Origin of the sequence: Marinomonas communis, from assembly GCF_004363305.1 — a bacterium.
Lineage (GTDB): Bacteria > Pseudomonadota > Gammaproteobacteria > Pseudomonadales > Marinomonadaceae > Marinomonas > Marinomonas communis.
The window spans coordinates 1,334,300-1,360,587 of sequence record NZ_SNZA01000001.1 but is presented as its reverse complement, the minus strand read 5'-3'; the positions used below and the strand labels follow the sequence as shown (position 1 = coordinate 1,360,587).

Genomic DNA, 26,288 nt, shown 5'->3' with positions numbered 1-26,288 from the left:
CCCCTTTAACAATGAAGGCAGGTATATTTACTTATTATTACAAAACTTTTGCCAAAAGAAGGAAGGCAAATTGATAATTCGTATTGCTTACTTAATGTTGAGTGTCATCGTGCTTGCGAGTACTTGGTTTTCTTTGGGACAACCGAATGGGTTCGATCAAACAGTTTTGTTGCTATTTCGAGACGACTCTTTAAATCTCATTGGTCCACACTGGTTGTCCGTTATTGTAAGGGACATCACGGCGCTGGGGAGTAACTGGGTATTACTGTACATGATGATAAGTCTATCAGCTATCTTGTGGTGCTCTCAGCGACGGTTGGATGCGATGAAAATACTAATGATGACCGTTGGTGGCGTTGCCATCAGTCTGGGATTGAAGTATGTATTTGAGCGAGCAAGGCCAGATCTTGTCCCACACTTGATTGAAGTCTACTCTCCCAGTTTTCCTTCTGGGCACGCCAGTATGTCAATGGTGTGTTTTTTGGGGATGGCGGTCGTATTATCACGCAATTGGGCTCACGCTCATGCAAGGCATCTATTTATCATAATGGCAATTTTCAGCGCAGTATTGGTAGGTGTTAGCAGAATTATGCTTGGGGTTCACTGGCCCACGGATGTTATTGCTGGTTGGGGGATTGGTATTCTATGGGTGCTCCTTGTTAATCAATTTGGCTCACGCTTTGAAAGCGTGAGCCAAACCAAAACTAGGATTTAAACTGATTAATAGTCTTGTCTAATGATTGAGAGATACTGGCAATGTCTTCGCTTTGGCGCAGTATTTTATGGGAGCCTGCGCCGGTTTGCTCAGAGATGGCGCTGATGGCGTGAATGTTATTATTTATTTCATTGACCACAGCGCTTTGCTCAGAAGCTGCGGCAGCAATCATTGTGTTCATTTCACGTATTTGATCGACACTTGAAGCGATGTCTTCTAAGGCATGAGCTGCTTTGTTTGCATCCTCTACACTGTCGTCGGCTTGGGCTTTGCTGATTTCCATTGCTTGAACCGCTTCGCTTGAAATTTGTGATAGGTTTTCAATGATGGTACGAATTTCTTCCGTAGATAACTGTGTGCGGCTAGCTAAGCTTCGCACCTCATCTGCAACCACAGCAAAGCCTCTACCTTGCTCACCTGCTCGAGCTGCTTCTATCGCGGCGTTCAGCGCTAATAAATTAGTCTGCTCAGCAATATCACTGATTTCTTGGGAAACGCGCCCGATTCCTTGAGCGTCTTCAGCTAACTTTTTGACAACGCCTGTGGCAGCATCAACCTTCTGAGCTAATTCTGCATTGGTTTGGGCGACGTGAAGGACCATATTTTTCCCGTCATCGGCTAACTCTTTCGTTCCACTTGCGCTGACTTCTGCATTGGCAGCATTGCGCGCAACTTCCTCAGCCGCATTGGATAGCTCTTGAATAGACTGCGCCAATAACACGCTTTCATTTTTCTGTTTATCAACTCCCTCGCTAGTCTCTCGGGTGACCTCAGCAAGCTGATCTGCTGATTGACTTAAGTTATCCATGGTCTGAGTCAAGTTATGAATCGTTGGCTGAAACCGGTCTAGCATATTGTTGGTGGCTTCTCCCACCATGCGAAATTCATCGTTTGAACCGAGCTGAATACGGGGGCGGAGGTCTGCATTCTCACCGATGACAGCCATGGTGTCCTTCAAGCGGTTGAGTGGCTGTATTAGTACCTTAAGCATAATGAGGTAAATGATGAGTAAGCCCGCTAAGATCGCAACAAAGTTGATGGTTGAATTTTTGATGATGGCGCTCTCAATGTCTTGATCTCGCTGTGCCATTGAATAAGTAATGCGAGCCGCGCCAAGGACGGTGCCTTCGGCAACGGGGTGACAGGTTAGACAGTTTGTTCCATGACGATTTTGGGATGCCTCGAATGGCAGGATCAAGGTGATGTGCCGTTCACCGTCTACTTTAGTGACATCAATAATGGTTTCACCAGAGAGCGCTCTCCGGTCCAAGTCATCCTGCGCTTTTTCATGATCAAAACCCGGTCCGTAGATATTGCTGACGGCCTCCCCACGTAGCATGCGGACACTTGCGATGCCTTCGCGTTGGGAGATTTTATCTCGTAGAATTTCTCGGCTAGCCATGGCACCGGTAAACATCAGGGCATTCATGCTGTCCATGTAACCGTTGGCGATATCCAGTAACTGATGTTCAGTTAGGTCCAAAAGCCGCTCTTTTTGCTGGTAGGAAGAGTAGAGGTTTAACGCCGTGATAATCAAAAAAAGGATGGCTGCCATTGGCAGTAGAATCTTCCAACGTACTGATATGTATTGGCGCATAGACTATTGGCCTCTTGTATAGTCATGGGAGTGCATAAAAAGTACACGTATTTGGAGTTTAAGATGGATTGCTTGGGGGGAGTATTGATCTAGCTCTATGTTTATTGACTTTCTCTAATGTGTCAGAAGGTGTCGCAAAGCCTCTTTTGTTATGCAATCTTATGGGGGTGGAGTGATACCATCAAATTTTGTCTAATGCCAAAATCCAATGTCTCGTTCAAACGCTCTTTCTCCACAAGCTAGCCAGTCAAAGCCCTCGACCAACAAGAATAAATGGTGGTATTGGGTGGCGTTATTCCTTTGTTCTGGTGTGTTGGTAGCAGCTATGGAGTATGTTCATGCTCCGGCAGCATTCCTGCTAGGCCCCATGATTGCAGCCATTGCCTTGGTTGTTTCAAATCATCCTATGTCGTTGCCCGCGATTCCATTTAGGTTAGCCCAAGTGATGGTGGGATTAATGATGGCATCACATTTACCCATTTCGACATTTGCTGATATCTCTGCCCAGTGGCCAGCATTCATCTTTGGCACACTTATGACGATGGTTGCTTCAGGCCTTGTTGGTGTTGTGCTAACGAAATCGAAATTATTGCCTGGAACGACGGCTATCTGGGGAACTTCTCCTGGGGCTGCAGGGGTGATGACGATAATGAGTGAACATTACAAAGCCGACATGCGCTTGGTGGCGGTAATGCAATACACTCGGGTTGCATTTTGTGCGCTCGCTGCGATGCTGACGGCAGGGCTTTTGGTGGATTCAGAGGTCTTACAAAATATCCCTCATCAGTGGTCCGTTATCAGTTGGTCATCGTTTTGGATGACTCTCATAACGGCGCTAGTATGCCTGGCACTTGCGAGTCGGTTCAGTGTGCCTGGAGGTTTTCTATTAATCCCAATGTTTACTGGCTTCTGCTTGCAATCGTTAGGTTGGTTAACACTTGATTTACCTGAGTCGTTGCTTGTGGTGGCTTTTGCAATAATGGGCTGGGGAATTGGCTTTCGTTTCAGTCCTGACGTATTAAGGCATGCGCTACGCGTATTTCCATATATTTTATTGTCCATCGGCTTCTTGCTGCTTATGAATGCATTGGTTGCTTGGATTTTAACGTTATGGATCGATATTGATTTTCTTTCTGCCTTTTTAGGGACGAGCCCTGGTGGCGCGGATTCCGTGGCGATTATTGCGGCGAGTATTCCTGTCGACACCAGCTTTGTAATGACTATGCAGGTATCACGCTTTCTGTTGGTTATGATTGCAGGTCCACTTCTAGCGCAATGGTTGTCTAGATCTTTTATGGAGAAGTCAGATTGATTCGTGCGATACAGCCAAGTGATTGGCCTACTATTATGAAGATTCAAAACGAAGCGTACGATGAGATCACGCCAGAACCTTTGTCTGTTCTGCAAGGCAAGTGGCGTCGTTCTCCTGAGCTTTGTTTTGTGTATGAAAATGAGGGTGTGATTCAGGCTTATCTGCTAGCGCATACTTGGGCTGGAACGGCGCTACCAAGTTTGGGTGTTGAACTCGAGGACGGAGTGGGGGATGAGTATGTGTTTCTTCACGACCTTGCTGTGTCGAGTAACGTTCAAGGTAGTGGAATTGGACCTAAGCTGGTCGAACAGCTTTTTCTGAACTCTGCTAAAGCAGGCCTTCACTCTTTCTTTTTAGTATCGGTGCAAGCGAGTGTGGGCTACTGGCAACGTTTTGGTTTCTGTTCTATACCACAAATCGTCTCATCGAGTTATGGTGAAGATGCCGTGGTAATGCAGATACTGGAGGAGGAAGCGAATGTCATGTTATGAGGCACTAATTCAGTACGTGGAATCAAAGCCTGAAGCGGTTTCTGAGTATCCGTTTGGCCCTGAAGCTCTGGTCTACAAAGTGTGCGGGAAAATGTTTGCGCTGTTTACTGAGGTGGAAGGCTGTGTGCGGGTGAATCTAAAATGTGAACCAGATCATGCCATCGAGCTACGCAGCATCTTTGATGCGGTTAAACCTGGTTATCATATGAATAAAAAGCATTGGAACAGTGTTTATTTAGATGGTTCATTACCACTAGGTGAAGTGTGTCGTATGGTTGATCACTCATATGAGCTTGTGTTTTCTAAATTGCCAAAGCAGCAACGTGACTGGTTAATGTTACGTTATTCTAATGCTTCTTTATTGGGTGGCGTCAAAGACATAACCTAGAGCAAGGCCAGCCTTGCTCTAGGTTTACTAACCGATCACTAGCCATTGGCAAGTGCGACACGAATTGTGTTCACAAGGTTGGTATCATCCAATGGTGTATTTGGAGCAAATCGACCTAATACTTGTCCGGAACGGCTCACAACGAACTTTTCAAAGTTCCAAACCACTTCAGGTTCTGCCGTGGGGGTTATGTCATAGCCTTTTAGTTTTTCTTCCATTTCTTGTCGGTTGACAGCGATAGGCGCTTGTTCAGTTAGGTAGTCGTATAGTGAATGTTTACTATCGCCAGTCACCTTTATTTTACTAAACATTGGGAATGAGACATTGTAGTTTGTTTGACAAAATCTTTTGATGTCATGCTCTGTCCCAGGCTCTTGTTCTGCGAAATCATTTGCTGGGAAGCCAAGCACCTCAAAACCAAGGTCCTTCGTGTGTTCATACAGTGACTGAAGTCCTTCGTACTGTGGTGTCAGTCCACATTTAGACGCTACGTTAACAATAAGAAGAACCTTATCGCAGTATGGCGCAAGCGTGGTTTCGTTTCCGTCGATATCCGTTACGTTGATGTCGTAAATATCAGTCATTGCAATACCCCTTTGTCATCATGAATAAACTTGGTGGTTTATTTTTTTAATAAGTTCCCTTGATCATTCTGTCGTATAGATAATGACCAATACGTGACAGCGAAGTTTCAGTGTAACTGGGAATGAGAATAGGTCAAATGACAAAGACTAAAAAATGGGCCGCAACAGCGGCCCAACGCGGGGGGAATTGATCACTCTTGTGGAGTATTGATCATCCGCAGAAAGCGGGTTAAGCGAATTGGTTCATGGTGTTATCTTTACCAGACGCTTTTAGGGCTGCATCTCCAGAGAAGTATTCTTTGTGATCGTCGCCCATATCGGAGCCGGCCATGTTTTGGTGACGAACACAGGCGATCTTCTGGCGAATTTCTTCACGCTGTACATTCTTAACGTAGCCAAGCATACCTTCTTCACCGAAGTACTCTTTCGCTAGGTTGTCTGTAGACAACGCTGCGGTATGGTAAGTCGGCAATGTAATCAAGTGATGGAAGATACCTGCTTCACGAGCGGCGTCTGCCTGGAAGTTGCGAATACGGTTATCGGCTTCTTTTGCGAGTTCGCTGTTATCGTATTCAACGCTCATCAGTTGAGTGCGATCGTAAGCTGAAACATTGCGACCTTCCTCTTGCCATGCATCAAATACCTGCTGACGGAAGTTTAATGTCCAGTTGAAAGAAGGCGAGTTGTTGTACACAAGTTTGGCATTTGGCACCGCTTCACGAATGCGATCTACCATACCTTTGATTTGGCCAACGTGTGGCTTTTCAGTTTCGATCCAAAGTAGATCGGCGCCGTTTTGCAAAGAGGTGATACAGTCTAGTACCACACGGTCCTCACCAGAACCTTTACGGAATTGGAATAAGTTACTTGCCAGACGCTTTGGTCGAACCAGTTTGCCATCACGAATCATTAGGACGTCGCTCTCGTTGGCGCTATTCATATCCACTTCTTCAACGTCTAAGAAGGCGTTGTACTGAGCTCCTAGATCGCCGGCATTTGAGGACACTGCAATTTGTTTGGTTAAGCCTGCGCCCAAAGAGTCTGTGCGGGCAACGATAACACCGTCATCTACACCAAGTTCTAGAAAGGCGTATCGAACAGCACGGATCTTCGCTAGGAAGTCTTCATGTGGCACGGTTACTTTACCGTCTTGGTGACCACATTGTTTTTCGTCGGATACTTGGTTTTCAATCTGAATACAGCAAGCACCGGCTTCGATCATTTTTTTCGCCAGTAGGTAAGTGGCTTCTTCGTTACCAAAGCCTGCGTCAATGTCGGCGATGATTGGCACAATGTGTGTTTGGTATTCATCAATTTGTTTTTGAATTGCTGCTGCTTTGACTTCATCACCGGCTTCGCGAGCGGTATCCATATCGCGGAACAAGCCGCCCATTTCTCGGGCATCGGCTTGACGTAAGAAGGTGTATAGCTCTTCGATCAGTGAAGCTACTGACGTTTTTTCGTGCATTGATTGGTCTGGCAGTGGGCCAAACTCCGAGCGCAGAGCAGCAACCATCCAGCCTGATAGGTATAAGTAGCGGCGGTCAGTAGAGTTAAAGTGCTTTTTAATGGAAATCATTTTTTGCTGACCAATGAAACCATGCCAGCAACCAAGAGATTGAGTGTATTGGCTAGGATCACGATCGTAGCGCTCCATGTCGGCACGCATGATTTTTGCTGTATAGCGAGCAATATCTAGACCTGTTTTGAAGCGATTCTGAGCACGCATGCGAGCCGCGTATTCAGGGTTAATGGCTGCCCAAGGCGTGCCATGTTGAGCGATTAGGGTAGCAGTTGCGTCGATATCGTTTTTGTAATGTGACATTGCAGATTCCTCTTTATGGTTTGGTCGCTTCACCGCTTACTACGGTCGTGCATTTCTTGATCACCATTTCAGTCTGCGACGTTTTTTATGATTTATCTAATCTATGTTTGTTATTATGATCATATTTTTTATGAATGTGTTTTTTGGTGTTAATGGGTTCATAGTGAGTCTCATATCACTTGAAAAGCATATTCTGTAAGAAAATTACCAAAGGGTAATCAAATTTCTAAAGAGAAGTTTATTCATGATTTTTATATATGTATTTACTTTGTGAATGTGGTTTTCTGTATTTGACGTGATCTAGTACAGTCTTAACAATAAATAAACTGGCACGAGTATGCTGGTATAAGAAAGGAAAGCGCTATGACAGAACGAGTTCAACAAGGCGGTCTACAGATCGCATCAAGCCTATTTACACTAGTGAATGAACGCATTGCACCAGGAACGGGTATTGATCCAAAGGTCTTTTGGCAACGCTTTGAGGAAATTGTCACGGACTTGGCGCCTAAAAATAAAGCGTTATTGGCAAAGCGCGATGAAATTCAACAACAGATTGATGATTTTCATCGCGCACGTCATGGGCAACAGCATGATGCTGCAGCATATAAACACTTTTTATCAGAAATAGGGTATTTATTACCTGAAGGTGAAGATTTCAAAGTATCGACGAAGAATGTAGATGCTGAGATCGCCTTACAAGCTGGTCCTCAGTTGGTGGTGCCTGTGAAAAATGCGCGTTTTGCTCTAAATGCCGCCAACGCACGTTGGGGGAGCTTGTACGATGCGCTTTACGGTACTGATGCAATTCCTGAGGAAGAGGGTGCAGAGCGCTCTGGTGGGTACAATCCAGTTCGCGGAACTCGAGTGATTGCATTTGGCCGACAACTGTTAGATCAAGCTGCGCCATTAGTGAGTGGCTCCCATGCTCAAGCATTGCAATACCAGATTGTTGACGGTGAGTTAGCCGTGACCATGAAAAATGGCGACGTAGTACAGTTAAAAGAGACGGAAAAATGCGTTGGTTATCAAGGTAAGCCGGATGCCCCTACTGCAGTGCTGTTAAAAAATAATGAGCTACATCTCGAAATCCAGATCGATCCAAATGGCTTTATTGGTCAGCACGATCAAGCTGGCGTACAAGATATTTTAGTTGAAGCAGCAGTATCAACCATTATGGATTGTGAAGACTCGATTGCGGCAGTGGATGCCGAAGATAAAGTAGAAGTGTACAGCAACTGGCTTGGTTTGATGCAAGGTACCCTTGAGGAATCGTTTGATAAAGGCGGGAAAACGGTGACTCGTTCCATGAATCCAGATCGCAAATACCTAGATAAGTCTGGAGAGTCATTTAGCCTTCATGGCCGCAGTCTTTTGTTTATTCGTAATGTCGGTCATTTGATGACGAATCCAGCCATCTTAGATGTAAATGGAAACGAAGTGCCTGAAGGTATCATGGATGGCATGATCACAGTGTTAGCTGCGATGCATGACTTGCAAGGCAATACGAAGCGCAAAAATAGCCGTGCTGGAAGCGTGAATATTGTGAAGCCAAAAATGCATGGGCCTGAGGAAGTTGCGTTCACAGTTGAATTGTTTGGTCGTATAGAGCAAGCCTTGGGATTGGATCGCAACACCTTGAAGGTCGGTATCATGGATGAAGAGCGTCGTACGACGGTAAACCTAAAAGAATGTATACGCCAAGCGAAAGAGCGAGTGGTATTTATTAATACTGGTTTCCTTGATCGCACCGGAGATGAGATCCATACCTCTATGCTAGCAGGGCCTTTTGTACCGAAGACCGCTATGAAGCAGCAAGCATGGATCAAGGCCTATGAAGATTGGAATGTCGATGTGGGCATTGAATGTGGTTTGCCAGGTAAAGCGCAGATCGGTAAAGGGATGTGGGCGATGCCGGATGAAATGGCAGCGATGCTTGAACAAAAAATCGGCCACCCTATGTCGGGTGCTAGTACCGCATGGGTTCCTTCACCAAATGGTGCAACCTTACATGCTAGCCACTACCACACGGTGAATGTGCGTGAACGTCAGACAGAACTTGCGATGCGTGAGCGTGCTAGCCTAGATGATATTTTAGCCATCCCTTTGCTGGATGATCCAACCACATTAACGGATGAGCAGATTCAATTTGAACTGGATAACAATGCTCAAGGGATCTTAGGCTACGTTGTTCGTTGGATCGATCAAGGAGTGGGTTGTTCTAAGGTGCCAGACATCAATAATGTTGGTCTTATGGAAGACCGAGCCACGCTGCGGATTTCCTCGCAGCATATTGCCAACTGGCTAGAACATGGTATTTGCAGTGCAGAGCAGGTGATGGCGTCAATGAAGCGTATGGCGGCAGTGGTAGACGAGCAAAATGCGCAAGACTCAGCTTACATAGCGATGGCGCCTAATTTTGACGGAGTGGCGTTTAAAGCAGCTTGTGATTTGGTGTTCAAAGGAAAAGAGCAGCCAAATGGTTACACAGAGCCACTGTTGCATGCTCGACGTTTAGAGTTTAAGTCACTAGGCGCCTAATACAGGTTAGCTAGCGATAGCTCGGTTTGCCTTGTATCAGGAGGTAAATCGAGCTTTTTTATTTGTTTCATGTGACGATTCTCCCTACTCTATAGCACTAAATTGCTTAGGAAGAGTGATTTGATAAATGGATGATGTTTAAGAGAGACGATATGAAACAGTTATTAGGTGTGTTGGGACTGACACTGGCAACCTCCATGGCTTCAGCAGCCACGAAAACCGTTGAAAACAATGTCGGTACTTTGTTGCTTGAAGGAAGTGTGGGCAGTGAATACTCTCAGTTTGGTGTAGGACTTGGGATTAAGCCAGAAAATAACCGACCAGGTTTTGGTGGATTGTACTATGAGCAGGTGGATTTGGGCCACGGAGTAGGGACTCGAATCCAGTTGTTAGGATTTCGCGGGTTTAGTGTCGAGGGGAATGGAGAAGATCCTCGTGGTGCGGACATTACTCTCGGATTAAGTCGTACCGAGCATGGTGATTATAAGCGTACAGGACTGAGTGGTAAGGCTGCTCTTTTCGTGCCTTTGACGCAAAAGCTGACTTGGACTGTCGGCGGTGATATTCGGCCAACCTTTCTTTCCTTTGATTGGAACAACGATGTGCTAACGGAGTTCGCTGTGAGAGCGGGTTTAGATTGGCGATTGATGGATAATTTAGGGGTGTTTGGCCATTACTATCATGAAGGTATTTTATCCGATAGCTTCGATGAAGAGCGTTTGGGTAATGGTGTCGTAGCTGGATTTAATTTGGTTTGGTAGTACATAAAACGAAAGGCAGCTCGAAGCTGCCTTTGTTATGTATTTAGAGCATTAGCTTTTGGCTAATTCTGTCAGCAGCATCGTGCGGTTTGCTGCTTCTGCTAGCTCTTGCCCTTTCTTTACGAAGTGGCGCTTGAAGTAGCTTGAGTGCTCATCATGCTCATGGAAGTTATGCGGCGTGAGAACTGCAGTCAGAACCGGTACTTCCGTTTCAAGTTGAACCTGCATTAAGCCGTTACAGACTGCTTGCGCAACGAAATCATGACGGTAGATACCACCGTCTACAACAAGGCCACTTGCTGCAATAGCGTGGTAGTTACCTGTTTTCGCTAGTAGCTTAGCCTGAAGAGGGATTTCATAAGCGCCAGGAACGGCAATCAATTCTAAATTATCTTCTGAGTAGCCATGACTTAACATGACCTCTTTGAAGCCTTCCCAACATTGGAGAACAATGTCGCTGTGCCAAGAAGCATGTAAAAAAGCCACTCGTTTTGTAGCTGGATTAAATGTAAGAGAATTCGTTGAGCTCTGATTCATAAATATGTATTCCACAAAAAAATGCTGAATCAGGGCGAACGGGAGGCAAGGCCTAACCGCTTTGAAAACGATCAAAGTCTAAATTGGTAAATCTTGTCTACGCCGTCCTCTATCATCCGGACTGTAACCGTCGGCTCTGGATTCACACCAGATCTGCTGACCCTTCTCAAATAAAGAAGGCGCTCGCGGGCTTTGAGATTGCGCTCATTACCGCCGGTGGGGAATTTCACCCCGCCCCGAGAACGAAGTCGCCTTAGCGACGTGATCTACTTTAGAGGCTTGTGGGTGATCCTGTCAAAGGCAAACTTAGTAAAAACATGCACAAAAACGAACAAGTTTTTACTATTATTACTTCAACAGGCAAAAGAGCTTTGGGTGCTTGGGAGGTGCTTGTAGCTGTTGTTCTAATACTTGTTTTGGAAGTTAAATGAGTAAAGTCATTACTTTATTGAAAGAAGTGCATAAAGTAATATCTTTTTGATATATCTTTGAGCTGATTTATTTGAAAGGATTCAACATGAAATGCATAGTCAGTGCTTTTGTCATTTTTGTTCTTCAGTTTAATTCTCATGCTTTTGCTTTTAGCGACGTTACCAAAGACGTTTCTAACTATTATTGTCAGGGGCTTCAAGTATCAGTCGGGTTTGAGTCGGATAAGGCTCATCTTATTATCAATCACTATGCTTATATCCTTGAGCGAGCACGAGCAGCATCAGGGGCATTGTATTCTGGTGACTTATTGAGCTTTTGGGATAAAGGGCAGCAAGCGACTTTGATTTACAGTGGAGACAGAAGTATTCCTTGTAAACTTGTTGCTCAAAAATGATACAGGCCTGAGTATCCTTCATTTTCATAACGATGGTTTTCATACGTCTGCTGGGGGCAAATGTGTATAATCCCTCGCAAATGAATCGAGAGCGATGTTATGAGTAAATTATTTGTCATGGGCATGGGGCCTGGCGACCTAGGTTTAGTTGCACCGAATGCCACCAAAGCGTTAGCCGCCTGTAGCGATTGGGTTGCCTACGGTTATTACTTAGAATTGTTAGGTGAGCTAAGTGAAGGCAAAACCTTCCATGATCTGCCTCTTGGTGAAGAAATTGGCCGCGCACGTTTAGCGCTTGATCTGGCTGCACAAGGGAAAACCACTGCACTCATATCCAGTGGGGATATCGGCATCTACGCCATGGCTACCCTGGTATTTGAGCTCTTGGATCAGCAACTTCAAGGTAAAGAAAACCATCCTGAATGGCTGGATGTCGAGATCGAGGTCATCCCTGGTATTTCTGCAATGCAAGCGGGAGCGAGTCGAGTTGGAGCCATGCTCGGTCACGACTTTTGTACCGTGTCTTTAAGTGATTTACTGACCCCATGGGAAACCATTGATAAGCGTATTCATGCCGCTGGGGCCGGTGATTTTGTCATTTCCTTTTATAACCCTGTTTCACGTAAGCGTGATTGGCAGTTGAATCACGCACGCGATGTATTGCTGCAATACCGTCCTGCTTCGACCCCAGTTATGATTGGTCGTCAATTAACTCGTCCAGAAGAAGAGATTACTTTTACTACTTTAGGTGAGTTAGATGCCAAAGATGTGGATATGTTCACCATGGTCAGCGTAGGTAACAGTGAGTCGCGCCATATTGTCAACGGTGAAAAACACTGGATTTACACGCCTCGTGGTTATTCAAAGAAGCTTTAACGACTAATTAAGGGTTTATTCATGACAGTATTCTTTATTGGAGCTGGGCCTGGTGATCCAGACTTGATGACGGTTAAAGCATTGAAGACCATTGAGCGCTGTTCAGTTATCTTGTATGCGGGCTCACTGATCCCGACCGAAGTGATTGATAATGTGCGTGACAGTGCTGAAGCGATTTACGACACAGCGTCTTTGAATCTTGATGAAACCACTGAAATCATTCGCCAAGCTGCCGCTGAAGGAAAACACGTGGCACGTTTGCAAAGTGGTGATCCTGCTCTTTACGGTGCAATTGGGGAACAAATGCGACGTCTCGATGCCTTAAACATCGATTATGAAGTGATCCCTGGTGTCAGCGCGGTGGCGGCTTCTGCTGCTATGTTGCAAAAAGAACTGACGTTATCCGGTGTTTCTCAAACTGTGATCATGACCCGCTATGAAGGTAAAACCCCTTTTCCTGAGCGTGAGCGTTTGCCGACGCTTGCGAAAAGCGGTGCCACATTAGCGATTCACCTTGGCATCACTCGCATACATAAGATTATCGAAGAACTCCTCCCGCATTATGGTGAGGATTGTCCTGTCGCAGTATGTTATCGCACCAGTTGGCCTGATCAGGACTACGTGACAGGGACATTAAAAGACATCGTAGAGAAAGTGCGTGCGAAGAAATTTACCCGAACCAGTTTAATCTTGGTTGGACATGTATTAGATACAGAAGACTTTGCCGACTCGTACTTATACGACAAGTCACAAGCTCATATTTACCGCAAAATTCACCGTAAAAACGATGGTGAAGTGTAAGGATTGACTATGCAACTAAATAAGATTCCAACAACGGTCGTCACTGGCTTTTTAGGCAGCGGCAAGACCACACTGTTATCAAATGTTCTTAAGCAAGCAGCAGGTAAGCGCATTGCTGTGATTGTGAATGAGTTTGGTGAATTAGACATTGATACGGACCTGCTTCGTTCCTGCCCGCTAGATTGTGAAGATGAGAGCTCAGCACAACGTGGCGAAGATGGCTTTTATGAACTGGCAAACGGCTGTATCTGCTGTACGGTAGAAGAAGAATTCCTACCAGTAATGGAGCAGTTGGTTGCTCGTCGTGATGACATCGACCATATTCTGATTGAAACCAGCGGCTTAGCCTTACCAAAGCCATTAGTACAAGCCTTTAACTGGCCTGGCATCAAAGAGCATTGTACGGTGGATGCAGTGATCACTGTGGTGGACGGACCAGCCGTGGCTGCGGGCCGCTTTGCTCACGATGAGGAAAAAGTACAAGCGCAGCGTCTGGCGGATGAGTCGTTGGATCATGACCCATCTTTACAAGAATTGTTGGATGATCAGTTAAGCGCAGCGGATTTGGTGGTTGTCAGTAAGAATGACCTTCTAGATGCTTCACAACGTGAACGTGTGAAACAAGTGATCGAAAGTGAGGTTGAATCCAGCGTTAAGATTACTTACATCGAAAATGGTGAAGCGGCTCTAGACGTATTATTGGGTCTGGAAGCTGCTACTGAAGCTCGCATCGAAGATGTGCACAATCACCACGATCATCATCATGCACACGGACACGATCATGATCATGCCCACGATCATTTTGATTCGTTTGTGGTGAAGTTAGGTGAAGTGGATGCTGACTCTCTGCAAGACACTCTAGAAGAGCTTGTGGAAAACAATAATATCTACCGTATCAAAGGCTTTGCTGCCGTGAATGGTAAGCCTATGCGTCAAGTGTTTCAGGTTGTTGGTACGCGTCTTGACCGTTACTTTGATCGCTTATGGCAACCGGATGAGCTGCGCCAAACACAGCTTGTGTTTATCGGCAAAGGCATCAGCAAAGACCAGATTGAAGACAAACTCAACGCGGCCCTGACCGCTTAAGCGAGAAACACTGTGCATCTATTGGCAGCCAAACCGGGTGGCTTTGTAGACGATGAAGGTATCATCGATTTAGGTCAAAGCCCTGCTGACATTATTGTCTTAGCGGCTGCCGACTCGCTGTTGAGTGCTCTCGGTCAAGCGCTAGATGCTTGGCAAACGGGCCACTCCCCCTCTGTACGTTTGGCCAACTGGATGCAGTTGGTCAAACCTGCCGCTTACGATCTTTACGAAGACGCTGTTTTAGATAAGCCAACGCAGAAAGGCCGAGCGCAAGTTGTCGTACTGTCTCTACTAGGAGGCCAGCATTATTGGCCTTACGGTTTTGAGCGTTTACAAGCTTGGGTCAAAGCTAAGCGTAACCGTCATCTGATTATTGTGCCTGGTGATGACAGTGCTGATCCTGAGATTATGCAGGCGTCTTCTGCTGATCAAATTAGCGTACAGCGTGTATGGCGCTATCTGCGTGAAGGCGGGCAGGCCAATGCTGAGCATTTGTTACGTTTTCTCGATCATCATTATTTCTCAGGTGTTGACGATTGGGTTGAGCCCATTGCTATTCCCAATGCACTGATGGTGCTAGACGGTAACGCCACCGATCTGCATTCTTGGCAGAATCATTATCGTGATGCGTTGACCCAAGGCTGCCCCGTGGGGTTAGTGTTGTATTACCGTTCCCACTTTCAAAGCGGTAACACACAAGTGTTTTCTGATCTGTCGAACATCTTGCTTGAGCAGGGCGTAGTGCCTTTAGAAATTGCCCTGTCATCGTTGAAAGACTCGATTAGCCTCGAGTTGGTGAATGCGCTGATTGAGCGCAGCCAAGCTAAGGTGATTTTGAACTGTACTGGCTTTTCCGCAAACCGTGCTGGCAGTCCTGATCTGGCCTCCGAGCCTACCGACTTTCAATCGGCTTTTGAGCATCCGTTACCCGTTTTGCAGCTGATTTTATCTGGCAGTACTGAAGAAGATTGGCAAGGGCAAACTCAGGGGCTTCGTAGTCGCGATGTCGCGATGCAAATCGTTTTACCGGAAATGGATGGCCGTGTGATTACTCGCGCGGTGAGCTTCAAAGCCTTGTCTCATTTTCATGAGCAAGCACAGATCGATTTACTGCGTTATGAATTGCATCCAGAACGGGCGACCTTTGTCGCTCAGCTTGCCAAGCGCTATGCACGCTTGCATGCCTTGCCGAATGAAGAAAAGCGCATAGCCTTTATCCTCGCTAATTACCCTACCAAAGATGGGCGTATTGGTAATGGTGTGGGCTTAGATACGCCTGCTTCCAGTGTGAATGTATTGCGCGCCTTAGAGCAAGCGGGTTATCCCATTGAAGACATCCCCGAAGATGGCAACGCGCTGATCGAAGCACTATTGGGCGCAGTGACTAATAACCCTAATACCTTGCACCAGCGCGGATGTTGGCAAAGCTTAAGTCTTAATGATTATTTAACACATTTTTATCAACTGCCCATCGAAGCGCAAAATGCCGTGTGGGATCGTTGGGGGCCTCCGGAAGAGGACCATAAATGCCGCGCCGTAGACGGTGAATGGCGCATGATGTTGGCGGGGATTCGGTTAGGTAAAACCTTTGTTGGTATTCAACCTGCCCGCGGTTTTAACTTGGATTTGGCGGCCAACTACCATGATCCAGATTTGATTCCGCCACACAGCTATTTGGCTTATTACTTTTGGTTGCGACATGTCTATCAAGTGGATGCTATTGTTCATGTGGGCAAGCATGGCAACTTAGAGTGGTTGCCGGGTAAAGGTACGGCCTTGTCAGAGCATTGCTGGCCAGACATCGCCATGGGGCCAACACCGCATTTTTATCCGTTTATCGTGAACGATCCCGGGGAGGGCGCACAAGCCAAGCGCCGCACTCAAGCCGTCATCATTGATCATCTCATGCCGCCCATGACCCGTGCCGAAAGCTATGGTGAGATGGCGGAGCTGGAAACTCTTGTTGATGAGTATTACCAAGCCTTAGGCATGGATATCCGTCGAGAAGCATGGCTGCGTGACTCAATTTTAGAAAAGGTCAAAAGCAGTCACCTGCTTGAAGAACTCACCGGTGTGCAAGCAGACGATGATGAGTCGGTATTGGAAGAGCTAGATGCTTACCTCTGTGAAATCAAAGAATCCCAGATTCGCCACGGTTTACATCGCCTTGGAGAATTACCCGAGGCTGATAAATTGGCGGATACGCTGGTGGCGTTACTTCGTCTGCCACGTGGTTCAAGCGTGACTAGCATGGGCATCTTGCATGCGTTGGTAAAAGACCTAGGACTTCAAGAGCCTGACTTTGATCCGATGGAAGCTACCCGCGATGTTTGGCAAAGTGAAAAGCCAGAGTTGTTGGCACAAATTTCTGATCAAATGTGGCGCACCCATGCGGATGCCAAAGAGCGTTTGGAACTATTAGCGAAAGAGTTAGTGCTTACTTCGTTGATTGAGCAACAACCTATCGATAGCCAGCAATTGCCTAATACTGCGGCGCTATTAGCCCATGCTAGGCAGACATTAGCGAAGGCTTTGGAGCAAAGTGCTCACGATGAAATTAATGCCTTGTTAAAAGGTTTATCTGGACAGTTTATTCCACCGGGGCCAAGTGGTGCACCCACCCGTGGCAGATTGGATACCTTGCCAACGGGGCGTAACTTCTTTTCCGTGGACAATCGTGCGATCCCATCTCCTGCAGCTTGGGCCATTGGTCAAAAGTCGGCTGAGGCACTGGTGCTACGCCATTTACAAGAGCATGGTGATTACCCTACAAACTTAGGCTTATCCGTATGGGGCACGGCCACCATGCGTACCGGTGGAGATGACATTGCCCAAGCCTTTGCTTTAATGGGCGTACGTCCCATTTGGGCACCGGGTTCTAATCGTGTGACCGACTTTGAAGTCTTGTCCTGTATGCAACTGGGTCGTCCACGAGTGGATGTCACCCTGCGTGTTTCAGGTTTTTTCCGCGATGCCTTTGCCAATGTAATGCGTTTATACGATGCGGCGGTGCAAGCGATCGCTAACTTCGAAGAGCCCGGCAACGGTAATACCATCCGTGCCAATGTTGAGTCGCGTAAGCAAGTGTTAGTCAGCCAAGGCTTTAGTGTAGAAGAGGCTGAACGCCAAGCCTCTTACCGAGTTTTTGGTAGCAAACCAGGTGCTTATGGCGCAGGTTTACAAGGCTTAATCGATGAGCGCTGTTGGGATACTCAAGCAGACTTGGCCGAGGCCTACTTAAATTGGGGCGGCTACGCGTACGATGGCGATTTACGTGATGGCGTTGAAGCAAAGCAAGCGTTTGCTAACCGTCTTGGTCAATTGGAAGCGGTCGTGCAAAACCAAGACAACCGTGAGCATGACCTGCTGGATTCGGACGACTATTACCAATTCCAAGGGGGAATGACCAATGCTGTGACCCAGTTAAGTGGTCAAGCACCTAGTGTCTATCACAATGACCATTCCAACCCGAGTCAACCTAAGGTACGCACGTTAAAAGAAGAGTTGAACCGTGTAATACGCGGCCGCGTATTAAATCGGAAGTGGATTTCGGCTATGCAAGAGCATGGCTATAAAGGGGCATTTGAAATGACCGCGACAGTGGATTATTTGTTTGCCTACGATGCCACGACGGATTTAATTGCAGATTATCAGTATCAACAGGTGACAGAGGCTTTACTGCTTGATCCTGTTAACCGAGATTTTATGGAGCGTAATAATCCGGATGCACAATTAGAAATGGGCGAACGGCTTCTCGAAGCAATCCAGCGTGGGATGTGGTCCGAGCCAGAGGACTATGCAGAAAAAATCCAATCGCTATTGCTTGAGATAGACCAGCGTCAGGAAACACAAGGTCGTTAACCTTGTCTATACAATTAAACCCTATAGAATATGCGCCTATTGCGTAAAGTTAATCCAGAGAGAGATATGAGTATTTCAACCCAAGAGACAAAGAAAGGCATTATGATTTGTGGTCATGGAAGCCGCGATAAAGATGCAGAACGTGAGTTTGGCTTAGTTGCCGAAGGGCTAAAAGCCCGTTTTCCTGATCTTCCGGTTGAATACGGCTTTTTGGAGTTCTCTGCACCAAACATCCACATGGGGTTAAATAGCCTGATCAAGCAGGGTGTTAATGATATTTATGCTATTCCAGGTATGCTGTTCGCAGCAACACATGCTAAGAACGATATCCCATCGGTACTGACTACGTATCAAGAAAAAAATGATGGGCTGGATATGCATTACGGCCGCGAACTGGGGCTGCAGGAGGACATGATCGAAGCATTCCAAGCTCGAATCTACGAGTCTCTTGGTCTAGATCCAAACAACCCGCCTGCTGAATTGTACGATACCATGTTAGTTGTGGTTGGCCGCGGTACATCGGATACCTCTGCTAACGCTGAAGCGGCTAAGCTAACGCGTATTGTGAATGAAAACATGGGCTTTGGTTGGGCCGATACGGTCTATTCAGGGGTGACTTACCCATCTGTGGGTGTTGGGCTTGAGAAGCTAGTAAAGCTTGGCTTTAAGCGTATTGTCGTCGCACCATACTTCTTATTTACTGGTCGTCTGATTAAGCGTATCCAAGGTTATGTGGACAAAGTAGCGCAGGAAAATCCTGGCATTGAGTTTATTCAAGCTCATTATCTGAGTGATCACGAGCGTGTCATTGATGCGTTTGAAAACCGTGTGAATGAAATCATGGATGGCTCACTGTTTAACAGTGCTGATGAAACCTTGATGAGCTCTTTTAAACGCCGTCTTGCCGCGGGTGAAGTGGATGTGCATCACCACCATGCAGAATATGTTGACCCAGAGGACGATACTCAAGGTTTATCGGAGTCAGACCATAAACATGAAATGACCTTCGGCACGATTGAAGCGATTGGCCACTCTCATGGTCATTCGCATAGCCATTCCCACGATCATAGTCACGGACACTCACACAGTCACGATCATAGCCATGGCCATCATCACGGGCATGCCCATGGTCATTCTCATGATCATGGGCACCATCACCATGGGGTTTACCAACATATCGGCCACCCAATGGGACCGCGTACTATGATTGGTGAAGGCATTTGTTGTTGCTTTATGGGGCAATTTACCGAAGAGATTTTAGAACAGGAAAAAGATCGTCTAGATGGCGATTGCAATAAAACAGCACAAGCACATCAGCGCTAACGATTCAAAGCCCTGCCACTGCAGGGCTTTTTTTGTATCAATAAACCATCACTTTGTTACATTTTTTGTCATGACGCCAAAGCTAAGGTTCTTGTATGTTTTATCAATACACTATTCGCTGCGGAGATCATAATGGCTCATAAGCCTTCAAGATTAAAAGCCTACCTGAAGGCAATGTTGCTATTTGTCCTTTTGTTAGCAGCGAGTTTAGTGGTAGTGATTTTTGAGCAGCTTCGATATGAAGAGGCGCTACTGAAACGAGAGCAATCTGTTCGTCTCGTAGAAGAGTTACGTCAGTCGTCTAATGATCTTGCCAAGCTTTCTAGAAATTACGTGACGACTCTCGATCCTGTTTACAAATCCCTGTTTTACGAGCTGGTCGGCATTCGAGACGGGGCGTTGCCTCGTCCTAAAAGCTATTCACTGGTCTATTGGGATGTGAACATTAATAACACTCGTGAACATGAAGAATACGGTGAAGCCGTGCCGTTACTTACATTGTTGCGTAAGACCGGATTAACAGATGACGAGTGGCGTAAAGTCATCATGGCAAAGCATAACTCTGACTCTCTGGTGAAAATCGAGAAACGGGCTATGACGTTAGTCGAGGAAGATGACCCAGTTGATTTCGATAAACGAAATCTAGCTTTGGCCATGTTAGCTGATGACTACTTTATTAATACTAAAATGGACATCATGCAGCCGATTCTTGAAGCAGAGCAAATGATTATTGCCAGAACTCAGGCTGATGTGGACCGAGCTAAGCGAAACCTGTCGTTAGCGACTGTTCTATTACTTTTTGTGTGTGTGATGCTGACTTGGTGTATCTATAAGATAGGTCAGCAATTGAAGTTACTCATCGGTTGTTCTATTCCTGAGTTACAAAGTACAATCAAACGATTGGGTAATGGTGACTTTTTAACAACGATTTCGGTCAATGATAGCAATAAAGAAAGTGTGTTGGGGTGGCTTGCTAAAACCCAGGGACGTCTGGCTTCATTAAACTTGGCTCATTTCCGATCGATTGTTGACTCGTCCGATGATGCCATCATCAGTAAAAGTATTCATGGTGTGATTGCTAGTTGGAATACTGGTGCCGAAAGGATTTTTGGTTACTCATCAGATGAAATGATTGGCAAACCCTTGGCGACGATTATCCCTGATGAACGCCAGCACGAAGAGCCGGAAATATTGGCTAAAATTGCGCGTGGCGAAAAAGTGGATCACTTCGAAACTCAGCGTCTTCACAAAGATGGCCATTTAGTCGATCTGTCGGTGACCATTTCGCCAATCTATAATGGTGATGGTGAGGTAATTGGTGCTTCAAAGATTGCGCGGGATATCTCGAAAGCGAAAGCCGCTGAAGCAGAAATACATCGACTGGCATATTTTGATGCCTTAACGGGGCTTGCTAATCGCCGCTATTTGTATAGCTATTTAGACCAAGCATGTAAAGAGGCTATTAACGATGGCCGACAGCTTGCGGTGGTATTTATCGATCTTGATAATTTCAAGCCACTGAATGACAGCAAGGGGCATGAAGCGGGAGATGTGCTGCTTAAGTCAGTGTCGAACCGTTTGCTGAGTTTGATAGAGCAACCAGATATTGCGTCTCGTTTTGGTGGAGATGAATTTATTTTAGTTTTGCACGGGCCTTCATGGGCTGAGACAACCTCTACCGAATGGCTCAATGCTCTCTTAAATGAGGCCATGCCCGTTTTAAATGAGCCATATGAAATTGAAGATTTTACCCACCAGTGTTCACCAAGTGTGGGAGTAACGGTAATGGGACAGCATGGTGAAGCTGGTGAAGCGCTTATTCAGCAAGCGGATCAGGCCATGTATCTTGCTAAATCCAAAGGCAAAAACCAATTCGTTTTTCATACGTCAGCAGATGACTCAATGAGCTAAATAAGGTTTTCTGCTTGATAGTAAAACTGCCATTAGAGACACCATTTGAAATATGCTATGGTCTGCCGCAAACCTCTGAACTCCTCAGAGATATGTTGATCAGTTTGGGAGATACACGTGTCTGAAATACAACAAGAGCAAGTTCTAAAACTAAACAAAATCCGTGACGCTTGGTTGCCTGCCGTTGAGTTTTTGTTTGGGCCTGCCTACGAGAAGGCGCAGTTTTTGGGATTTGAAGTAAGCTCGGACATTGCGACGCCTGAAATGATTGCGCCTGTTTCAGAACAACCTTTTGCCTATAAAGTTAAAGTACCAGCACGCAGTTTCACCAACGAAGTCATGTTGCTGGCGGATGTTATTCAGGTGTTAGTGAAAGGCTTATCTCCTAGTAATGACAAAGAAAATCAAGCCACTGCTCTAAGCGAAGGTGCAGCCGTGTATGGTGCGGTCACTGCTATTAAGCAAGTATTTGGTGAAGAGACTTTAGATTCTTACCTAAACGCCTTAAAAGATAATGGCTTTGCTTACTATGATGCCTTCTCATATGTGGCTGTGCTTTTGACGGAAGACCCAAAAGCGATTAAGAAGATTCGCGAAATGAAGCCTCTACTGTACCAAGTTGAAAAATCAGACTTTGCTGCGGCTGGTATCGAAATTGACCGTAAGATCGCGGATATCCTTACTTATACTTTTCGTGAGTAATACCGCTTAGATACTTCTTAATCCTGCTCCATTCTTCTATTAGCGACTACTTTCATTCTATATGTGTCGCTAATAGATGCCCTAGCTTAACTCATTGTTGCTATTCATTTAATTTTTCACTATAAGTGAATGACTCACATATCAAAGACTCAGACTGCGAGTTTCATTCATAGAAATTCGTAATGTTTAATCCCTAAGGTAATAGTTGTGAGTGTTACAAGCGCATAGCAAGGACGGACTGTGCATTGATCAAGGGGGCTACTAGAGAGAGTAGAACCTAACGATTTTTATAACAACGATGGGTTCTGCCCAAAACCGTATGATGAGGTTCCAATGACAGTCCGTGCCAAGATTATCGCGCTAGTTGCAGCAGGGGTAATACTCCCTGTTTTAATTGTTTCTCTGGTGATCATCAGCAGTGTTCGCTCTGATGCCGTGGCTAAATTCACTCACCAGAGTGAATCTGAGATGGGCTATGTGGATGCCCTTTTTTCAATGTATTTGAATAACTTAGCGGAAAATGCTGCATTTTTTGCTCGCTCAGATGTGGTTAAAGCCATTGAGCCTGGCAGTATCGAAAGTTACGCAAATCAACCCGTTAAGAAAATGACACCTGAGTCGAATTCAGCACAGGAACAAGCAGCCTTTGCTTTGTTTGAAGACTTTGGCGAAACCCACCCTGATTTGGCCTATATTTGGATTGGCACGGCAGACAAAGGCTATTTGCAATGGCCTCATGGTAACAGTGGTGAAAATTACGACCCGACTGAGAAAGGCTGGTACAAACAGTCAATTAATGCGACCCAGCCTGTTCGAATCCCTGCATACCGAGACACATTCACTGGTGCTCCCTTAGTAGACTATCTGCAACGCTTTGAAGGCGAAAACGGTGCTTATGGCGTCGTTGGTGTTGATGTAACACTCAAAAAATTAACTGAATTGTTGGCGACGGTGAAATTTGGTGGACAAGGCTATGTGGTGATGGTGGAAGACACACAAACCATTCTTGCAGATCCTGCAGACCCTGATAACAATTTCAAAGCACTGTCCGATGCTTCTCGACCTTATGATACGCTGACAAACTCTGGTGCTATTCAAACGCTTGTTATAGATGGGGAAGAGTGGTTTGCTCGTGTCTATCAGTCAGAAGCTCTCGGCTGGAAGTTTATCGGCCTCATTCCAAGTAGTGTTGTATATTCGCAAGCAAATCAGCTAATTACGAATATCATCATGATTTCTGTGGTCATGGTCGCGCTGTTTGTGGTGATTGGATCGTTGTTGTCCAAAGTCGTGGTTCGTCCAATAAAAGTCATGGCTGAGCGATTAACCGATATCAGTCAGGGGGAAGGGGATCTTACACAGCGCCTGGATACTTCCAGCAAGGGAGAATCAGGACAAATGGCTCATGCCTTTAATCAATTTGTGGCATCAATTGACGGCATTGTTGGGCGAACCAAGCAATCGAGTGAGGAGATCGGTAGTGTGGCGCATCGCTCCGATTCATTGTCGGCGGACTTGAGTGGGATTGTTATGAAACAAGCAAACTCGGTAGACCACTTATCAACAGCCTTTAATGAGATGGTGGCGACAGCCAATGAAGTGGCGTCTAATTGTACTTCTGCAGCCGCTTCAGCCGAACACAGCGAGTCTCAAGTTCAAGAGGGAAATCGTTTGATTCAGCAAACCATGGATTCCTTGAGTCAATTAGAGACAGAGATTAATAGTTCTAATGAATCCATGAGTACACTGTCGCAGGAATCAAACAATATCGTTGGCATTTTAGACACGATAAAAGCCATTGCGGAGCAGACGAACCTATTGGCCCTGAATGCTGCTATAGAAGCAGCCCGCGCTGGTGAGCAGGGACGTGGCTTTGCGGTGGTGGCCGACGAAGTGCGTACTTTGGCGGGTCGTACCGCCGAGTCAACGGATGAAATTGATAAGTTATTGACCCGTTTACAGCAACAAACCAATGTTGTGGCTGGTAAAATGCAACACAGTGTGACTGTGGCGAATAGCTCTGTTGAACTTGCTTCGCAAACGTACCAAGTATTTGAACAGATTTTAGCGTCGGTATTGGCCATTAAAGACATGATGATTCAGATTAGTGCTGCAGCAGAAGAGCAGCATCTTGTTGCTGAAGAAATTAATAATAATGTGCTTGTGATCCACGATGGCGCTGGAGAGTCACGAGATCTGGCAGCGCAAGTATCGCAAACCGCTGCTTCATTAAACGAGCTCGCAACTGAACTACAAGCGATGGTGAGTCGCTTTAAATCTAGCTAAGTGCGACGGTTTTATTATTATCACAGCCAATTACCCGCTGGTGACTTTGCAAGCTTTATCTGCGCGGTTATTATTCCACTTAAGAAGAATTTTAGTGGAGTAGAGCCGTGCATGACGTAAGTATTTCGATTAGCAAGCGCTTACGTGACAAAGTCTGGCGAGGCTTATGTTTGATCATGGGGGTGCTGGCAGGCATCCTTGCATGCTGGAACATTTTGCTGAGCCAAGGTGCGCTGACATTGGCTCTGATTGAGATTGCACTGGTTATTTACTCTGCTTATTTATATTTGAATGTAAAAAAGTGGTCCGGTATCACTTGGCAACAGTATGGTTATGTATTACTGCTAAGCAGTATTGTTGTTTACGCTGTCTGGTTTCGTCCTCTTGCTAACGCTCTGTACGTTTGGCCTCTCTTCCTTCCTATTTTAAATTATCTAGCACTGGGCTTAAGACAAGGTTTTGTTATATCTATAACAACCTTGCTGATCGTGTTATCGATATTGGCCACGAAAGGTTTTTCCGAGTCTTATCACAGCATAGGCCCTGTTCTGATCAACTTCTTCTTTTGTTATATAAGCATCATGGGGGTCTCTCATATATATGAGAGAAACCGCTATCGTGTAGAAGAAAACTTGGTCAGTCTTGCCTTAACAGATGCTCTAACGGGACTGAAAAACCGCTTAGCGTTTAAGCAGGATTTCGCAGAGTACATGAATGACGAATCACCATTTGGTTTAATGATGATCGATATTGACCATTTCAAGAAGGTTAACGACACCTATGGGCATGATGTGGGAGATGATTTATTACACCAATTAACTCAGCGGATAACACAGTCATTTCCGGACGCTGATGCTTATCGGCAGGGGGGAGAAGAGTTTTGCCTCTTGTATCGTGGTGATAAAGCTAGCTTAGTTCAGCAGGCTGAACTATTAAGAATATTGATTGCCAAAGAGGCATTTGTAGTGGGGGAGCAGTCGATTCCCGTGACAGTAAGTCTTGGAGTAGCCGCTATTAATGAAGTGTCAGAGCCTAGCCATCTAGTAGTGTTAGCGGATCAGAGAATGTATTTGGCAAAACGCCAAGGTCGCAACTGTGTGGTGTCTGAAGAATGATCAAGCGAACATTGACATGGTTTCCGTTGCTTTGTTTAGGGCTATACTCAATGTTCTCACAAGCTGAGTCCATTGAGTTTTCTGTAGTGGATTACCCTCCTTATATCTTGGTGGATGATACAACGAACTCTATCAGTGGCTTAGATGTGGAAATAGTTCAGGCCGCCTTTGCAGATCAAGGGGTGGATGTATCGTTTAAATCAGTGCCATGGAAGCGAATCCTAAAGTCGATGGAATTAGGCCTGATTCCAGGTACTGTTTCCTGTACTAAACGGCCAACTAGAGCGGATTACATGTTATTCAGTGAGCCTCTCTCAATAGAATCTCGTGCAGTGGTGAGCAAAACAACCTTGGATACCACTAGCATCTATGAATTCGATGATTTAGCAGCTTATTCATTGGTGGCAATCGATGGTTGGGGGATGCAAAAAAGACTCGTGCAACAACGTATTCCTCATCAGGCATCTCCAGACTTAGAGAGTGCTCTGAACGCTGTTCGTTACCGAAATGTAGACTTACTTTACATGGCTGAGTATCCTGCGCGATATGCCATAAAAAACCTTGGTGCAGAGCGGCAATTAAAGGTAACTCTGATAGCAGGAGAGGACACATTACCTTTGCATCTTTGTGTAAGCCGTGAGTACCCAAATGCCGAGCACATTATTCAGACAGTTAATGCGGGTCTTGAAAAGATAAGTGCAAACGGCACATTGGATGAAATACGTCGGAAATACCTGACGGATAACTAAGCAA

Annotated in this window: 21 protein-coding genes and 1 riboswitch; of the genes, 17 read left to right on the top strand and 4 right to left on the bottom strand. The window is 45.8% G+C overall.

What is annotated here, in order from left to right; genetic code table 11:
• Positions 1-70: 70 nt before the first annotated feature.
• On the top strand, positions 71-715 hold the full coding sequence (locus C8D85_RS06335; protein WP_133560697.1) for a phosphatase PAP2 family protein: 645 nt from the start codon (positions 71-73) through the stop codon (positions 713-715).
• Here the strand turns inward: C8D85_RS06335 and C8D85_RS06330 are convergent.
• Entirely contained in the window at positions 705-2,312 is a 1,608-nt protein-coding gene (locus tag C8D85_RS06330; RefSeq protein ID WP_133560695.1) for a methyl-accepting chemotaxis protein, read from the bottom strand. The genes C8D85_RS06335 and C8D85_RS06330 overlap by 11 nt on opposite strands.
• A gap of 208 nt (positions 2,313-2,520) precedes the next feature.
• Here C8D85_RS06330 and C8D85_RS06325 point away from each other — a divergent pair, with 208 nt between their 5' ends.
• From C8D85_RS06325 to C8D85_RS06315, 3 genes are read left to right on the top strand one after another with little or no spacing between them, the layout of a single operon-like run.
• Positions 2,521-3,624 carry an AbrB family transcriptional regulator gene (locus C8D85_RS06325; RefSeq protein ID WP_133560693.1) on the top strand — a complete coding sequence of 368 codons (1,104 nt, stop codon included), beginning with the start codon at positions 2,521-2,523 and terminating at the stop codon, positions 3,622-3,624.
• Entirely contained in the window at positions 3,621-4,115 is a 495-nt protein-coding gene (locus C8D85_RS06320; protein ID WP_133560691.1) for a GNAT family N-acetyltransferase, read from the top strand. Before C8D85_RS06325 ends, C8D85_RS06320 begins: the two co-directional genes overlap by 4 nt.
• Positions 4,102-4,503, top strand: a complete 402-nt coding sequence (locus C8D85_RS06315) for an MmcQ/YjbR family DNA-binding protein (RefSeq protein WP_133560689.1) — start codon at positions 4,102-4,104, stop codon at positions 4,501-4,503. Before C8D85_RS06320 ends, C8D85_RS06315 begins: the two co-directional genes overlap by 14 nt.
• A 38-nt stretch (positions 4,504-4,541) precedes the next feature.
• Here C8D85_RS06315 and C8D85_RS06310 read toward each other — a convergent pair whose 3' ends face one another.
• Positions 4,542-5,087 (bottom strand): glutathione peroxidase, encoded by a 546-nt coding sequence (locus C8D85_RS06310; RefSeq protein WP_133560687.1) that lies wholly within the window; start codon positions 5,085-5,087, stop codon positions 4,542-4,544.
• Positions 5,088-5,316: 229 nt separating this feature from the next.
• Positions 5,317-6,912 carry an isocitrate lyase gene (locus C8D85_RS06305; protein WP_133560685.1) on the bottom strand — a complete coding sequence of 532 codons (1,596 nt, stop codon included), beginning with the start codon at positions 6,910-6,912 and terminating at the stop codon, positions 5,317-5,319.
• A 363-nt stretch (positions 6,913-7,275) separates the two neighbouring features.
• On the opposite strand from C8D85_RS06305, the gene C8D85_RS06300 reads away from it, so the two are divergent.
• Positions 7,276-9,450 (top strand): malate synthase G, encoded by a 2,175-nt coding sequence (locus C8D85_RS06300; protein ID WP_133560683.1) that lies wholly within the window; start codon positions 7,276-7,278, stop codon positions 9,448-9,450.
• A gap of 152 nt (positions 9,451-9,602) precedes the next feature.
• Positions 9,603-10,211 carry a hypothetical protein gene (locus C8D85_RS06295; protein ID WP_133560681.1) on the top strand — a complete coding sequence of 203 codons (609 nt, stop codon included), beginning with the start codon at positions 9,603-9,605 and terminating at the stop codon, positions 10,209-10,211.
• A 51-nt stretch (positions 10,212-10,262) separates the two neighbouring features.
• On the opposite strand, the gene C8D85_RS06290 is transcribed toward C8D85_RS06295, so the two are convergent.
• Positions 10,263-10,748, bottom strand: coding sequence for a 6,7-dimethyl-8-ribityllumazine synthase (locus C8D85_RS06290; RefSeq protein ID WP_133560679.1), 486 nt, complete (start codon positions 10,746-10,748; stop codon positions 10,263-10,265).
• A 100-nt stretch (positions 10,749-10,848) separates the two neighbouring features.
• Positions 10,849-10,996: riboswitch (FMN riboswitch) on the bottom strand.
• Positions 10,997-11,265: 269 nt separating this feature from the next.
• Here C8D85_RS06290 and C8D85_RS06285 point away from each other — a divergent pair.
• From C8D85_RS06285 to C8D85_RS06235, 11 genes are all read left to right on the top strand, one after another.
• The gene (locus tag C8D85_RS06285) at positions 11,266-11,574 is read left to right on the top strand and encodes an MliC family protein (RefSeq protein WP_133560677.1); all 309 of its coding nucleotides are present in this window, start codon (positions 11,266-11,268) and stop codon (positions 11,572-11,574) included.
• Positions 11,575-11,673: 99 nt separating this feature from the next.
• Positions 11,674-12,450 carry a precorrin-3B C(17)-methyltransferase gene (gene cobJ / locus C8D85_RS06280; RefSeq protein ID WP_133560675.1) on the top strand — a complete coding sequence of 259 codons (777 nt, stop codon included), beginning with the start codon at positions 11,674-11,676 and terminating at the stop codon, positions 12,448-12,450.
• Positions 12,451-12,471: 21 nt separating this feature from the next.
• Complete coding sequence (gene cobM / locus C8D85_RS06275) at positions 12,472-13,251, top strand: precorrin-4 C(11)-methyltransferase (protein WP_133560673.1); 780 nt, start codon at positions 12,472-12,474, stop codon at positions 13,249-13,251.
• Positions 13,252-13,260: 9 nt separating this feature from the next.
• Positions 13,261-14,337: a cobalamin biosynthesis protein CobW gene (gene cobW / locus C8D85_RS06270; protein WP_133560671.1), complete on the top strand. Its 1,077-nt coding sequence runs from the start codon at positions 13,261-13,263 to the stop codon at positions 14,335-14,337.
• Between the two features lie 12 nt (positions 14,338-14,349).
• Positions 14,350-18,198, top strand: coding sequence for a cobaltochelatase subunit CobN (gene cobN / locus C8D85_RS06265; protein WP_133560669.1), 3,849 nt, complete (start codon positions 14,350-14,352; stop codon positions 18,196-18,198).
• A gap of 66 nt (positions 18,199-18,264) precedes the next feature.
• The gene (locus tag C8D85_RS06260) at positions 18,265-19,521 is read left to right on the top strand and encodes a sirohydrochlorin chelatase (RefSeq protein ID WP_133560667.1); all 1,257 of its coding nucleotides are present in this window, start codon (positions 18,265-18,267) and stop codon (positions 19,519-19,521) included.
• 132 nt (positions 19,522-19,653) lie between these two features.
• Positions 19,654-21,432, top strand: a complete 1,779-nt coding sequence (locus C8D85_RS06255; protein ID WP_133560665.1) for a diguanylate cyclase domain-containing protein — start codon at positions 19,654-19,656, stop codon at positions 21,430-21,432.
• A 117-nt stretch (positions 21,433-21,549) separates the two neighbouring features.
• Entirely contained in the window at positions 21,550-22,134 is a 585-nt protein-coding gene (locus C8D85_RS06250; protein ID WP_133560663.1) for a hypothetical protein, read from the top strand.
• Between the two features lie 333 nt (positions 22,135-22,467).
• On the top strand, positions 22,468-24,420 hold the full coding sequence (locus tag C8D85_RS06245) for a methyl-accepting chemotaxis protein (RefSeq protein ID WP_133560660.1): 1,953 nt from the start codon (positions 22,468-22,470) through the stop codon (positions 24,418-24,420).
• Between the two features lie 107 nt (positions 24,421-24,527).
• Positions 24,528-25,535: a GGDEF domain-containing protein gene (locus tag C8D85_RS06240; protein ID WP_133560658.1), complete on the top strand. Its 1,008-nt coding sequence runs from the start codon at positions 24,528-24,530 to the stop codon at positions 25,533-25,535.
• A gap of 50 nt (positions 25,536-25,585) precedes the next feature.
• Positions 25,586-26,284 carry a substrate-binding periplasmic protein gene (locus C8D85_RS06235; RefSeq protein ID WP_162847547.1) on the top strand — a complete coding sequence of 233 codons (699 nt, stop codon included), beginning with the start codon at positions 25,586-25,588 and terminating at the stop codon, positions 26,282-26,284.
• The last annotated feature ends 4 nt before the right edge of the window (positions 26,285-26,288 follow it).

What these genes read in the sequence shown, in the direction of transcription:
- C8D85_RS06305 (WP_133560685.1), bottom strand. Translation starts at nt 6,912, where the DNA reads ATGTCACATTACAAAAACGATATCGACGCAACTGCTACCCTAATCGCT.
- cobM (WP_133560673.1), top strand. Translation starts at nt 12,472, where the DNA reads ATGACAGTATTCTTTATTGGAGCTGGGCCTGGTGATCCAGACTTGATG.
- C8D85_RS06260 (WP_133560667.1), top strand. Translation starts at nt 18,265, where the DNA reads ATGAGTATTTCAACCCAAGAGACAAAGAAAGGCATTATGATTTGTGGT.
- C8D85_RS06255 (WP_133560665.1), top strand. Translation starts at nt 19,654, where the DNA reads ATGGCTCATAAGCCTTCAAGATTAAAAGCCTACCTGAAGGCAATGTTG.
- C8D85_RS06295 (WP_133560681.1), top strand. Translation starts at nt 9,603, where the DNA reads ATGAAACAGTTATTAGGTGTGTTGGGACTGACACTGGCAACCTCCATG.
- cobW (WP_133560671.1), top strand. Translation starts at nt 13,261, where the DNA reads ATGCAACTAAATAAGATTCCAACAACGGTCGTCACTGGCTTTTTAGGC.
- C8D85_RS06235 (WP_162847547.1), top strand. Translation starts at nt 25,586, where the DNA reads ATGTTCTCACAAGCTGAGTCCATTGAGTTTTCTGTAGTGGATTACCCT.
- C8D85_RS06300 (WP_133560683.1), top strand. Translation starts at nt 7,276, where the DNA reads ATGACAGAACGAGTTCAACAAGGCGGTCTACAGATCGCATCAAGCCTA.
- C8D85_RS06330 (WP_133560695.1), bottom strand. Translation starts at nt 2,312, where the DNA reads ATGCGCCAATACATATCAGTACGTTGGAAGATTCTACTGCCAATGGCA.
- C8D85_RS06310 (WP_133560687.1), bottom strand. Translation starts at nt 5,087, where the DNA reads ATGACTGATATTTACGACATCAACGTAACGGATATCGACGGAAACGAA.
- C8D85_RS06290 (WP_133560679.1), bottom strand. Translation starts at nt 10,748, where the DNA reads ATGAATCAGAGCTCAACGAATTCTCTTACATTTAATCCAGCTACAAAA.
- cobJ (WP_133560675.1), top strand. Translation starts at nt 11,674, where the DNA reads ATGAGTAAATTATTTGTCATGGGCATGGGGCCTGGCGACCTAGGTTTA.
- C8D85_RS06285 (WP_133560677.1), top strand. Translation starts at nt 11,266, where the DNA reads ATGAAATGCATAGTCAGTGCTTTTGTCATTTTTGTTCTTCAGTTTAAT.
- C8D85_RS06325 (WP_133560693.1), top strand. Translation starts at nt 2,521, where the DNA reads ATGTCTCGTTCAAACGCTCTTTCTCCACAAGCTAGCCAGTCAAAGCCC.
- C8D85_RS06245 (WP_133560660.1), top strand. Translation starts at nt 22,468, where the DNA reads ATGACAGTCCGTGCCAAGATTATCGCGCTAGTTGCAGCAGGGGTAATA.
- C8D85_RS06315 (WP_133560689.1), top strand. Translation starts at nt 4,102, where the DNA reads ATGTCATGTTATGAGGCACTAATTCAGTACGTGGAATCAAAGCCTGAA.